19 protein-coding genes are annotated in these 10,429 nt (G+C 35.6%); 3 read left to right on the top strand and 16 right to left on the bottom strand.

Annotation, left to right across the window (positions count from 1 at the left end):
• Positions 1 to 166 precede the first annotated feature (166 nt).
• The gene (locus tag LPH68_RS24365) at positions 167 to 757 is read right to left on the bottom strand and encodes a hypothetical protein (protein ID WP_004320634.1); all 591 of its coding nucleotides are present in this window, start codon (positions 755 to 757) and stop codon (positions 167 to 169) included.
• 109 nt (positions 758 to 866) lie between these two features.
• The gene (locus LPH68_RS24360) at positions 867 to 1,586 is read right to left on the bottom strand and encodes a WGR domain-containing protein (RefSeq protein ID WP_008643530.1); all 720 of its coding nucleotides are present in this window, start codon (positions 1,584 to 1,586) and stop codon (positions 867 to 869) included.
• A 937-nt stretch (positions 1,587 to 2,523) separates the two neighbouring features.
• Between LPH68_RS24360 and LPH68_RS24355 the strand changes: the two genes are divergently transcribed.
• Both LPH68_RS24355 and LPH68_RS24350 read left to right on the top strand, forming a co-directional pair.
• Complete coding sequence (locus LPH68_RS24355) at positions 2,524 to 2,910, top strand: hypothetical protein (protein WP_008643529.1); 387 nt, start codon at positions 2,524 to 2,526, stop codon at positions 2,908 to 2,910.
• Positions 2,911 to 2,916: 6 nt separating this feature from the next.
• Entirely contained in the window at positions 2,917 to 3,462 is a 546-nt protein-coding gene (locus LPH68_RS24350; RefSeq protein WP_049702482.1) for a hypothetical protein, read from the top strand.
• Here the strand turns inward: LPH68_RS24350 and LPH68_RS24345 are convergent.
• The 5 genes from LPH68_RS24345 to LPH68_RS24325 all read right to left on the bottom strand — a co-directional run bounded on the left by LPH68_RS24345 (position 3,445) and on the right by LPH68_RS24325 (position 5,961).
• Complete coding sequence (locus tag LPH68_RS24345; RefSeq protein WP_049703321.1) at positions 3,445 to 3,933, bottom strand: hypothetical protein; 489 nt, start codon at positions 3,931 to 3,933, stop codon at positions 3,445 to 3,447. The two genes, LPH68_RS24350 and LPH68_RS24345, sit on opposite strands and share 18 nt — an antisense overlap.
• 38 nt (positions 3,934 to 3,971) lie before the next feature.
• The gene (gene lepB, locus LPH68_RS24340) at positions 3,972 to 4,505 is read right to left on the bottom strand and encodes a signal peptidase I (RefSeq protein ID WP_049703322.1); all 534 of its coding nucleotides are present in this window, start codon (positions 4,503 to 4,505) and stop codon (positions 3,972 to 3,974) included.
• A 10-nt stretch (positions 4,506 to 4,515) separates the two neighbouring features.
• Positions 4,516 to 4,854: a hypothetical protein gene (locus tag LPH68_RS24335; protein WP_004313330.1), complete on the bottom strand. Its 339-nt coding sequence runs from the start codon at positions 4,852 to 4,854 to the stop codon at positions 4,516 to 4,518.
• 19 nt (positions 4,855 to 4,873) lie between these two features.
• Positions 4,874 to 5,314, bottom strand: a complete 441-nt coding sequence (locus tag LPH68_RS24330) for a hypothetical protein (RefSeq protein ID WP_227237032.1) — start codon at positions 5,312 to 5,314, stop codon at positions 4,874 to 4,876.
• A gap of 134 nt (positions 5,315 to 5,448) precedes the next feature.
• A complete protein-coding gene (locus tag LPH68_RS24325; protein WP_049702483.1) occupies positions 5,449 to 5,961 on the bottom strand; it encodes a hypothetical protein in 513 nt (170 codons plus the stop codon).
• Between the two features lie 177 nt (positions 5,962 to 6,138).
• Between LPH68_RS24325 and LPH68_RS24320 the strand changes: the two genes are divergently transcribed.
• Positions 6,139 to 6,360, top strand: coding sequence for a hypothetical protein (locus LPH68_RS24320; RefSeq protein ID WP_049702484.1), 222 nt, complete (start codon positions 6,139 to 6,141; stop codon positions 6,358 to 6,360).
• 180 nt (positions 6,361 to 6,540) lie between these two features.
• On the opposite strand, the gene LPH68_RS24315 is transcribed toward LPH68_RS24320, so the two are convergent.
• From LPH68_RS24315 to LPH68_RS24275, 9 genes are all read right to left on the bottom strand, one after another.
• Entirely contained in the window at positions 6,541 to 6,972 is a 432-nt protein-coding gene (locus LPH68_RS24315) for a hypothetical protein (RefSeq protein WP_008643520.1), read from the bottom strand.
• 61 nt (positions 6,973 to 7,033) lie between these two features.
• Entirely contained in the window at positions 7,034 to 7,348 is a 315-nt protein-coding gene (locus LPH68_RS24310) for a hypothetical protein (RefSeq protein ID WP_008025575.1), read from the bottom strand.
• A 77-nt stretch (positions 7,349 to 7,425) separates the two neighbouring features.
• On the bottom strand, positions 7,426 to 7,827 hold the full coding sequence (locus LPH68_RS24305) for an SMI1/KNR4 family protein (RefSeq protein WP_008025573.1): 402 nt from the start codon (positions 7,825 to 7,827) through the stop codon (positions 7,426 to 7,428).
• 68 nt (positions 7,828 to 7,895) lie between these two features.
• A complete protein-coding gene (locus tag LPH68_RS24300) occupies positions 7,896 to 8,270 on the bottom strand; it encodes a hypothetical protein (protein ID WP_032812093.1) in 375 nt (124 codons plus the stop codon).
• Between the two features lie 101 nt (positions 8,271 to 8,371).
• On the bottom strand, positions 8,372 to 8,800 hold the full coding sequence (locus tag LPH68_RS24295) for a hypothetical protein (protein WP_008025569.1): 429 nt from the start codon (positions 8,798 to 8,800) through the stop codon (positions 8,372 to 8,374).
• Between the two features lie 89 nt (positions 8,801 to 8,889).
• Positions 8,890 to 9,219, bottom strand: coding sequence for a hypothetical protein (locus LPH68_RS24290; RefSeq protein WP_008025567.1), 330 nt, complete (start codon positions 9,217 to 9,219; stop codon positions 8,890 to 8,892).
• A gap of 38 nt (positions 9,220 to 9,257) precedes the next feature.
• The gene (locus LPH68_RS24285; RefSeq protein ID WP_118160708.1) at positions 9,258 to 9,557 is read right to left on the bottom strand and encodes a hypothetical protein; all 300 of its coding nucleotides are present in this window, start codon (positions 9,555 to 9,557) and stop codon (positions 9,258 to 9,260) included.
• A 47-nt stretch (positions 9,558 to 9,604) separates the two neighbouring features.
• Positions 9,605 to 10,135, bottom strand: a complete 531-nt coding sequence (locus LPH68_RS24280) for a hypothetical protein (protein WP_008025562.1) — start codon at positions 10,133 to 10,135, stop codon at positions 9,605 to 9,607.
• Between the two features lie 75 nt (positions 10,136 to 10,210).
• Positions 10,211 to 10,429: macro domain-containing protein (locus LPH68_RS24275; RefSeq protein WP_230297179.1), on the bottom strand; the 219-nt coding region annotated here is incomplete at its 5' end.

Below are 10,429 nucleotides of genomic sequence, written 5' to 3'. Positions count from 1 at the left end.
ACCTTGTGCTATGTACTCATCTTTACTCTGTAATATATCTCCCGAAATGTATTTTATCATATTGTTTCCGTTTTTCTATTGCTTATAATGGTTAGAAAGGAGCATCGTCAGATGCTATCTTTCGTTGTTAGCAACCTATTTGAAATAATTAATCATTTTATCGTTATTAGGAATATTCCCAGTATGCCACAAATGGATTTGTGACTTTATTACCTTCAATTTTTCCATAAACATATATACAGCCAGCCATGAAAACGGAAATATCTTTCATGCAAATTTCGTTGATTTGAAAAATGAAGCTATTTCCATCTTTAACCACTTTACCATCATTATCTAATCCCCATTGAATAGGCATTACGTTACCCCCAAACTTGATTGCACAATTTTTTTCAGGCATATCTTTTTCCGTACTCATTTCGTATATTGAATAAATTTCATCTATTTCGGGGTGTTTATATCTATCACTTTTACTTTGGCTACTTAATTCATGTTCAACCAACAACAATTTACAATCGGGATATGTGTTATATTCCAATGCAATATCAAAATCCGGAGTGAAAATAGATATTTGCTTGTTCGGATTTAGAGGGTTTTGAAATGTTAGATAAAAATAGAGATTATCTTTGTCCGATAAATACTTATCATCAAAACAAGCTGGAGCATTTCCACCAACCCAACCAAAGCAGTCTTTTTGGTATTCACCAATGCCGTAGTATATTGCATTTTCTCTTGTTTTAAGTATTCTTTCTATATCCATAATAACGATAATGATTTGATTGTTGCTAATGCGTTAATAACCACACCTCATAGTGTAGTTCCTAATCTCTATTATTCTCATATATTTACTACCTATTAGTTTCATATTATCAGTCCTTATCAATAGGAAATGAAAGTAAGTCATCAATCATTCTGCTTTGAATCTCGGTCACCCCATTTCCCCAAAGTAAAGCTAATCTTTTGATAGCTTTAACTCCCTGTTCTTGTAATTTGGGTGAGAGACGCCCAGTGATTTTTATTTGTCCAAAGGCAGTAGCGTAAGTCACCATGTCGCTTTGTGTCATATCCATTTCTTTCTTTGAAGCTAGTTTTTTAACCACTTCGGGGTCAAGACTTTCAACAGGAATATATTCCATGCCCCAGTCGTGTTCTATCAGATACTTGGGATAATCAAGAAAGTTGAGTTTGGGATTTTTTCTGATCGTTTCTTCAAGAGAATCTAACGTATCACTTCCCTCATCGCTACCAAAAGGTGCTTCTTCGTCTACGCAATCATAATAGAGTTCTTCCGTGAAGTGTTCGGTAAATCGGGGATGAGAAGTTTTGGGGTGCAAACCATATTCTTCGGAATCAATATAAAATCTGTGCATGAAGTCGAAGTTGGCATCTTCTACATATCCTTTTTTCTTTTTCGAGTGAATAAGTTTCTCTGCTTGTTTCAGGCATTCTTCTTCTGTATCGAAGTCTTTGATTTCAAATTTACCGATACTGTCGAACTTACCATAGTTTACAGCAAAATCACAGCCACTATAATCAATCCACCAAAATTTATGAGATTTCTCATCTTTATAAATAAATGCTCTTTTCATAATATTGTGTGTTTATTGTTGGGAGAGAGTAATGTCTCTACTATACACAAAAGTAGGAAAACTGTTGAGTTATCACCTATATGTCTTCGTATTTCTTCTGTATTTTTACAAAATAAGTCTTGTTTATTCATTTTTTACTATTTTTTCGAGAAAACAGCAAAAAAGTTTGAGTTACGCAAAAAGGTTGCGCACCACTACGCCTATCTTTGTCGAAGAAATAAGAAAACAGGTCAAGTACGGGTTACTTCAACACACTCTTTAAGGTAGAACATTACCAGTACGATTATCTGTTTTCCTGTTTCGTAAAGGGGCAGTAGCTCAGTGGGTAGAGACGGTCGTCGGTTCGACTCCAGCCTGCTCCACAAAAAAACAAATATAGAGGTAGGACAGTAGCTTCGGGATTATCTGAAATGAGGTCAACCGGGGCTTACTTCTTAACGGTGGATATTGCTGGTTCGAATCCGGCCTGTTCTACCTCTTTTTATCAACTTAAGGTCAAGGAAGACTTACTTCAACACTGCAGGAATGCTCCATTGATTCACAGTCTTCCGATTACCTTACTTAAAACACAATGTATGAAAAAAGATTAGTTGAAAGTACCTATCAGTCTAATTGTTGATCTCTATTGAAACGATACAGGTATCTCCGGATGCTTGCTTTGTAGATTGAAGTGCTGTTTGTTATTGTTATCAATATCGTATATCCGCGTGTTTATTATCTTTTCTTGATTTAAATTTGCCTTTTTCCTGTCATATCCGTAACTTTGTAAACTAAAGAATCCTATATGAATCAGGAGTTATTAGTAACAAAGCCGATACAATTCTATTCTTCGTAGATGCGCTTTCGGTGGTAAGAATTAGGATAGCCGGGAAACGAATTGTCAGGCTATTGAGAAAGAATGTACGATTAAGAATACAAACTAAAAATAGTGGCATAAATGATAACTTCCTGTATAGCAATAATATTCGGTTTTCGCTTTTTCGGCAGAGGATTGCATGAAATCTCCGGGGAAGAAATGGTAATTATTGCATTTTTCATGTTGTTTCTGTTTGTTCCGTGCCTGTGGCTTGTCAGGTATTTAAAAGATGACGAAATAGATTCAAACAGACAGGATAAGCTGGTGGAGATACATATTGCCCTGACCATCGTTCTGACTGTTGCGGGTGGTGTCTTTTCCCGGATGTCCGTACTTGTCAATAAGTGGATAGACGAACAACCGTTCATTGTTGCAGCTTACATAGCGTTGGCACTTAGTGTTTTTGGTGTCGTTATCGGCAAAGCTATTGATTTATGGGTATATTATTTGAAGAAAAGAATATTCTAAAACAGTATGATAGAGTACATGAATATTCCGGTTTTGGTTTGTGTCTCCCTGTTAGGGGTGGGGGCTTTTGTTATGATAGTAGGCTCGCTATTGAAAAAGCAGTGGGCTACGGATGGGAAAAAGACTTCGTTATCCATTTACCTTTTATATCTTTTCGCAATGTCAGGTTCCGGCTGGACATGGTACAATAGCATACATAAAGCCCGTGCGTTGGCAGAAGGCAATCGATACACTTTAGCCACTTATGAAAAAGTGTCGGGTGTCATTAAAGGGGGACATAAGGTACGCCAGTTCGGTTTTTATGTGGATGGGGTGAAATATAATACTACAACGACATATCCCAAATTTTTGGGTGTCAGCAATCCTTTGCGCATCATAGTGAGGTATGCCGTCAGCAACCCTGAATACAATAAGGCTTTGGGGGACGAGTTTGTCCCCACATGGGTACTGTCCCCACCGGAAAGAGGTTGGAAACAATACCCGCCTGCTATTCATTGGGAAGGTGCTGTGCTGGATTCTGTTTATATGCAATCATTACAGGGTAATAATTAAACCGATGACGGTAAGTGCCGTATATACGCAGTTGATATAAAATGCAGCCATCAACAGCCAGGGGATATATTCCGACTTTTTGAATAAAGATGCAGGCTGGATGATTAGCAAAGTAAGAAAAAGAACAATGCTAAAACCGACCTGACTCATCAGCAACCATTGCGGATATTCCGTAATGACAGCCGCAGACCATGCTTGGAGCAAGGGAGTTATATTTTGCAGAAATACGTGAGCCGCAAAATATCCTAGAGAAGAAATGGCTTCTTTCCTCTGCCGTAGGAGCACATTGATAGTATAAACGCCTATTCCGGCTTGTCCCAGCAGTATGGATAACTGAAAAAAGTCGAAAATCCAATAGATGGGATTGCTGGTAGTGCCATCGTTGGCAAAATAATCATAGAAACAGAGTGAGGACACGCAACTTGCTGCGACCAATCCTGCACAGATAAATGAAATGATTCTTATATTCATTGTATTCAGCATAATAAATCGGAACTAAAGCCCTGTACTTACTTTCTTTTTACACCTTTCCCGATAATTGAATCCGCAGCTACGCATCCTTGCGAACGGCTGTCAATCGAGCCGCCCCTGTAATCCCCCGCAACGAAGTAGCTGCCCGCCGGGACGACAACCGCAGTCGTGGTAGCCGTTGCCGAATCTATGGGTACAACGCTTTTACAGATGTTCACCTTCATGCCATTGGGCAGACTTTCGCAATACTCTTCACATTCATCTTCTTCATAGAAAAGTTTCCGTATGAATACCCATTCACACTTTTTGCCGTTCACGATACATTGCTGATCCTGAAAGCGGACAGTATCGCCCGGTAGTCCGACAATTCGTTTAAATGCCCTTTCCTGAAAGCCGGGAATGTATGAATGATATGCGATTACGTCCCCATAAGTCAGAGAATCCACCGGAATAAGATTTACTATTTCACCCACTTGATAGTTCGGGTACATTCCGGCACTGGTCAATTCAACTTTTGGGTTACATGCCGCCAATATCAATAGCATGACAAGCAAATACAATAACTTTTTCATAAGATTGATTTCATTCATCCAGAAAATCATCATTACTTAGATAATACTCAATAGCCTTTATACAATCTTTGTATAATGTTTTGGGATTCAATTTATATTGAAAGCTCAATATATCCTTAAATGTTTCAACATCGACCAACGAACTCATGCCCAAATCGTATGCTTGTTTGGGGACTTCACCATCTTCTGTTTCCACATATCCATCCTCTTCTTCCGATTCAATGACTAAATATTTGCCATTCTCCAAGTTCTCTGTTTCAATAACACTTTTTGAGCAATAGATATAAGCGTCACATGGTATTGCTTTATAAGCATTGATTAAATCTCCGATAGTTCCAAATTCTTTCATATATACTAATATTAATACATTATTTTTTTTCTTTCAGATACTTTTCCAATGCAATATACACTTCTTTCCGATAACTGACAAAAATAGTTTTATCTGTTTGGGACGAATTTTTCTTTTTCCCGTCATAGTGCGGAATATTGGATAAAAACAGGCTATACGAGAAAATCATGTTCTCCTCTATTTTACGGGAAGGTTTGAATGACTTGGCAGGTATGTAAGAATAAATACCCTCTTTACAACGGTAGGGCTTATACATTTGCACAACTCCCCACGAGTTTATCTCATCCACCTGGATGCTTCTTTTCCCGAACAGGCTTCGTGCTTCTATTCTATCTTCGCAAAGCAAAATCTTACTGGGTAGTGCCCAACAGATTAACAGGATAGACAAAGATATGGGCAACAGGAAAATAAAGAGGACTTTATTCTCACTTAAATTGGCTACACATAAAAAGTAGATCATAAATGCACAGAATATACTACATATGACAACTCCTGCCCAAACAAACTTATTTGTAGGGTAAATCCAGAATATCTTTTTCCCGGAATCCTTATCTCTCATTTTATCATTATTCTTTTATATTCTCCTTATACCCTCTAAGGCACTATATCGTAAATGGTCTGATCGTTATTCTTGAAAATGGTTTGTTCAATCAATTTTCCAACATGAACGATGCTGTCAATATCCGCATTGACTTTCAGGCTTAGAACCGGAGCAAATTTCACATGATCGTAATCTATGGGCGTGTTGTTATAGGTCGTTTCGATAATTGGGTAATTATGCTCTTTGGCAAACTGCTTCAATGTATCCAGATAGGGAAGTTGGTCTTTGCTCATGGCTTCAAAATCAATGTAGAACTTTCCGTTATCTAGCATGAAATAGATACAATTCACACCATTGGCACAGATACCCGTAAAATCATATTCCGTTCGTCCTGCCTGTACGTTTTTCAGCACGCCCGACAACTTATCCATTGTAATCTGTGCGGCTACCGGAATATAAGGATTTATACTCTCACTCTGCGTAGCTCGCTTGTTTCCATATCCACATCCCAGTAAACTCAGAATAGAGGCAAGTATTCCCATCGTTATTATTTTAAAGTGTTTCATATTCAAATTACTTTTATGATTTCATCTATTTCATTGAAGTAGACTGCAAATATACGTTATGTGCTTCAATCCTATACTCTGATTTTTATCATATATATTCTGATAACGTCTGGTGGCTAATCGACCATCAGGGCGATTCATCCGCTTGTTTTCTGTATTATTTTATTTCTAAACAATATGTATGACACCAATAAACAAAGTAAAAATGGTATTGTAGTATCATACAAGCACATTGTTCCAGAAAATAAAATCATCAAAATAGGGATAAGAAAAAATGATAGAGAACTATACAGTATACTGTTTCTAACTCTTGCAAAGCAGTTCAAGAACAAAGTGATTGCTCCGATAGATAATGCCAAAATTCCCAAAATTGACCAAGCCAATGCCATGCCTCTATAAGAAGTATCCATATCTGGTACAGGTTTTATGTTTTGAGTCCTTAGCCAAAGAATACCCGTGGTACACAATAGACTAATACATAATATTCCAAACCATATTTTCAATAAGAGTTTGATTATATAGTATTTCTGTTTCATTTTTCGTTTATTTATTATCAAGTTAATGTCCGGTGGCAGCATTTTAATTCAAGCTATCTTTCATCATTATTCGTAGTTGTTTTTGTGTAGGTAATGTTTTCCATCCTTTATCTGGTGCTTTTAGAGTAAACCAAGATGGTACGCTGTCTAATATAAGATGTCGGTCGGGGGCTTTGGCTAAGAATGTTACAAAGTAACGGGTTCCGATTGGAGTGTTTTTACTCTCGGCAAATGATATAAAAAAACTTCCTTCATATAAAGTCTTATTATATATAAATTCATATTTTGCACTTTGCCCTCTATAAGCAGAACCGTATTTGACAAGAGTTACGATAGAATATATGCCATCTTTTCTTACATTGTTATTTCTAATTGTTGAGACAGCATACAATAGAATGAATACTACAATAGGGATTATAAATTTTAAAATCTTGGTTTGCTTAATCATATTTATTGCTATTCTATATACTTTCATTTTTTTACTCTGTTGGTAATGTTCGGCAAATAATCGAATATTAAGGTGCTTTATCTGTTTGTTAGCAATCTATTTCATTTCCATTTAATGATTCTATATCTCCTAATGCTTTATATTCCCTGTCCAAATCTTCTTTTGTGAATAGGTAATAGTTATCCTCAAATCTTGGCATATCATAGCCTTTTACAAAAGATAAGAAAGAGAATATTTTTGCATCTATATCTATACCTTGATTACCCTTGTTGTCCAAAGTAAATAATAGATTATCAGCTTTCATCGAAACTCTATTTCTAATGCCTTCTACATTATATTCTTCGTTATCAGGTAACTCTTTAAGTATCTGATAGAAGTTTATTATCTGTTGTTTTACTTTCATTCTTAATTTGATTAGTGATATGCTAATGCTTGACAGCGTGCCGCTTTAAGCGGTATGCTGTTTGTTAGTAACCCATTTCACCATTCTTCAAAGTTCTCTTCTATAAAAACTTCAAGTGATGAAGCTAAAATTTCATTCTCTCCATTATCATGATAAAATATTAGCACTTCTCCTTTAGGATTAATCATAATTGGATTTCCTGCTCCATCATCTGCAACAGCATAGTTTTCTGAAGTTTCCGCATGAACTTCTCTCAAAGATTGAGTATAACCTACAACAGTTTCATTACCTTCAAAAGCAAAAATTTCAATGTCTGCCCAAGCACGACCAAAGTGTTTGATAAAATCAATATAGTCAGAACTAAACTTTACATTCAACACTTTTTCGGCTTGTTCTATTTGTTCGTCCGTAGCGGGAGTACCACGCATTTTATGTTTATTGAGAAATGTACTCAATCGTTCTATAAGTTTTTGTTTCATATTCTTCGCTATTTTTATGGTTACTAATGTCCGGCAGCGTTCCGCTTATTCAGTCGGTTAGCTATGTGTTATCGGTATCCAAATATTTTTATAATTAGTTTTTCATTATCAATATCATATTCAAATTTCCCAATCTTTTCAATTAAATCTTTCATTCTGGATAATTCGTTTATTGATTCAAAGGGGATAATGACATATTCTATATTCTTAGTCCTTATTGCCCCAGCTATGCCATCTGCTGTGTATTTCCCATTCCCAAGATAATCTGCAAGAAGTATATGCCAAAGAGTATCACACACAAGATCTTTTGCAAGGACTTCACTTGCAATGTACTTAATATCTGATTCTGCAATAGCTTTTAGTAACTTAGACCATTTGGCATTGCTCATATAACTACTTTTTAAAGTTACTGCTCTTTTAGTCATTTTATCATAGTTCTTCATCTATAATATGAAATTGGATTATTCTCATTATTTTAATACCGATAATGGCTGGCGAATAACTGATTGTTAGGGCAGTTCATTCGCTTGTTAGCAATAACTTATTATAATCCAAAATACCATTCCAAAAAAGAATTGAAGTCTTTCCATTGTGGAGACAACTTTCCATTCTGAAAATTGATTAGTTTCTCTCCCAATTCAATTTCAAGAACTTCTCCTGTATTACGGTTATAGAAAAAACCGCCTTCACCTTCAAAGCTATCAAGAGGTAAGTATTCGGAGGGAATGCCTAACACTGCTTGCCTTTCTATACCATAACTTAAATCATTAGAGTAAATTTTAAACCAACACACATTATAGATTTCGCCACATTGTCCTCGAAATGTTATTTCGGTAGTATTTAGATTAAACAGTGCAAAATCACTATTTAAATCAATTCCTAAATCAATCAAAGCCTTTTTATATGCTTTATCTTCTTTTTCTGAATATACACCTTGTTTATTCAAATAGTCTATCACTTTATTACTTAGCATGATTTGATGATATTTTATTTGTTTTACTTTATTGCTAATGTCAGTGGCTAACCGACTTTTTGGGGCGGTTAAGCCATTTGTTAATCGTTTTACAAAACCTCTAAGTCATTTATTTTTATCTTATTCTCATTTTTGAAACAAGAAAGCGAAAGAGTGAGGTCGCTTTGACCTTCTTCTTCACTCCATAGAGGAATGTATATATCTACCTGTTTATCGGAAATTTGATAGGACAATGCCAAATCAAACGCTTTTACAGGTAGAGGTATAATTGTACAACCGTATTCCTCTATAACTCGCCGTATATCTTGAATAGGCACACTATTAGCCAACATTAGATTATTTACGGCTTGATAGTCTTTACGGACTAAACAATATATAAATTCTTGTATTCGTTTTTTATATTCTTCTATACTTGCCATTGTTTTTAGCGATTAATGTTTGGCAGCGTTCCGCTTATTCAGTCGGTCTGCTGTTTGTTATCGGTTTTTAATATTATAGTGGCTACTTTTTTATTGCCTGCATATACATCTACGGATTCTATGGTATTTAAAACTTCATGAGGTGCATGATCAACCAGAAAAGCGACCAAGCAATCACTTACATATTTATCAGGCTCAAGAATAAACATTTTAATGCTCCATGCTGAAGGCTCCACTTGCGGTAAAACTGTAACAGCATAACACAACTCATAAGTCGGCAGATTTTTCAATCCGCCTTCTTCTGGTTTGAGCCAATATATTACTCCTTCCTTTTCCATTTTATTAAACCGATAATGTTTGGCGGATAATTGATCATTAGGGCAATTCATCTGTTTGTTACCGATAGATTAACTTCCCTAAAAATTTTCCTGATAGAACTCCTGTATTCTTCTCCATCAGGGACGATTTTTATGATTAAATAATCATCTGTTTTATCACTTTTTAGAAAATGCAAATTAACTCCATTGCTCAAGAATAAAACCTTTTCCTCTTGGTCTGATACTTCACCGACAATTTTTAGGCTATTCATGTATTCTGATTTTTCAAGCTCTTTAGCGTAAAACAATCCTAATCTATGTACATACTTGGGGAAATTTCTTAATAACCCGATATTGAAATTTAAAGAATCGTGTACATAATAATGATCTTTATTATCATATACAATCTCAAAAGTTGTCACTTTGTTTATGTTTATCGAAATAATTATTGAATCAGACTCAGGCGTTGTCCATATTTCTGTTGCCATCTTTTTAAATTCATTTATTTTAAAATCGGCATATGGATTAATATGTTTAATGCCACCTGACAACAAGTAGTCTTTAATTGTAATATCTAACGTTTTATCTTTCAAATTCATTTTTATTATTTTATGGCATTATTGGTAATGGGTTGCAGCTTGCCGCCGTTAGGCGGAGCAGGTGCATGTTATAAGCTAAATTTCGTATTCAATCTTGTAATCTTCATATACATTGAATACCGTTTCACAATCAGATAAAATACTTTCAAACAAAGGTTTGACCTCACTATTCCAATCCAACTTACCCAAACCTGCACCTATTTTCGGGAGCGACACAGTTTTGATACCTCTGCTTTCGCACACTTTTTTCAAGCGTTTCAAACCTTTATTCAGATATGTGAGTTCCGCATGATA

This window comes from Bacteroides sp. 1_1_30, from assembly GCF_020982715.1.
In the GTDB taxonomy this organism is placed as follows: domain Bacteria; phylum Bacteroidota; class Bacteroidia; order Bacteroidales; family Bacteroidaceae; genus Bacteroides; species Bacteroides xylanisolvens.
The sequence above is the reverse complement of the archived record's forward strand: the minus strand, read 5'-3'. Positions and strand labels throughout refer to the sequence as shown.

Excerpts from the sequence above, each read along its gene's own strand:
- LPH68_RS24365 (WP_004320634.1), bottom strand. The coding sequence starts at position 757 with ATGGATATAGAAAGAATACTTAAAACAAGAGAAAATGCAATATACTAC.
- LPH68_RS24360 (WP_008643530.1), bottom strand. The coding sequence starts at position 1,586 with ATGAAAAGAGCATTTATTTATAAAGATGAGAAATCTCATAAATTTTGG.
- LPH68_RS24355 (WP_008643529.1), top strand. The coding sequence starts at position 2,524 with ATGATAACTTCCTGTATAGCAATAATATTCGGTTTTCGCTTTTTCGGC.
- LPH68_RS24350 (WP_049702482.1), top strand. The coding sequence starts at position 2,917 with ATGATAGAGTACATGAATATTCCGGTTTTGGTTTGTGTCTCCCTGTTA.
- LPH68_RS24345 (WP_049703321.1), bottom strand. The coding sequence starts at position 3,933 with ATGAATATAAGAATCATTTCATTTATCTGTGCAGGATTGGTCGCAGCA.
- lepB (WP_049703322.1), bottom strand. The coding sequence starts at position 4,505 with ATGAAAAAGTTATTGTATTTGCTTGTCATGCTATTGATATTGGCGGCA.
- LPH68_RS24335 (WP_004313330.1), bottom strand. The coding sequence starts at position 4,854 with ATGAAAGAATTTGGAACTATCGGAGATTTAATCAATGCTTATAAAGCA.
- LPH68_RS24330 (WP_227237032.1), bottom strand. The coding sequence starts at position 5,314 with ATGATCTACTTTTTATGTGTAGCCAATTTAAGTGAGAATAAAGTCCTC.
- LPH68_RS24325 (WP_049702483.1), bottom strand. The coding sequence starts at position 5,961 with ATGAAACACTTTAAAATAATAACGATGGGAATACTTGCCTCTATTCTG.
- LPH68_RS24320 (WP_049702484.1), top strand. The coding sequence starts at position 6,139 with ATGTATGACACCAATAAACAAAGTAAAAATGGTATTGTAGTATCATAC.
- LPH68_RS24315 (WP_008643520.1), bottom strand. The coding sequence starts at position 6,972 with ATGAAAGTATATAGAATAGCAATAAATATGATTAAGCAAACCAAGATT.
- LPH68_RS24310 (WP_008025575.1), bottom strand. The coding sequence starts at position 7,348 with ATGAAAGTAAAACAACAGATAATAAACTTCTATCAGATACTTAAAGAG.
- LPH68_RS24305 (WP_008025573.1), bottom strand. The coding sequence starts at position 7,827 with ATGAAACAAAAACTTATAGAACGATTGAGTACATTTCTCAATAAACAT.
- LPH68_RS24300 (WP_032812093.1), bottom strand. The coding sequence starts at position 8,270 with ATGAAGAACTATGATAAAATGACTAAAAGAGCAGTAACTTTAAAAAGT.
- LPH68_RS24295 (WP_008025569.1), bottom strand. The coding sequence starts at position 8,800 with ATGCTAAGTAATAAAGTGATAGACTATTTGAATAAACAAGGTGTATAT.
- LPH68_RS24290 (WP_008025567.1), bottom strand. The coding sequence starts at position 9,219 with ATGGCAAGTATAGAAGAATATAAAAAACGAATACAAGAATTTATATAT.
- LPH68_RS24285 (WP_118160708.1), bottom strand. The coding sequence starts at position 9,557 with ATGGAAAAGGAAGGAGTAATATATTGGCTCAAACCAGAAGAAGGCGGA.
- LPH68_RS24280 (WP_008025562.1), bottom strand. The coding sequence starts at position 10,135 with ATGAATTTGAAAGATAAAACGTTAGATATTACAATTAAAGACTACTTG.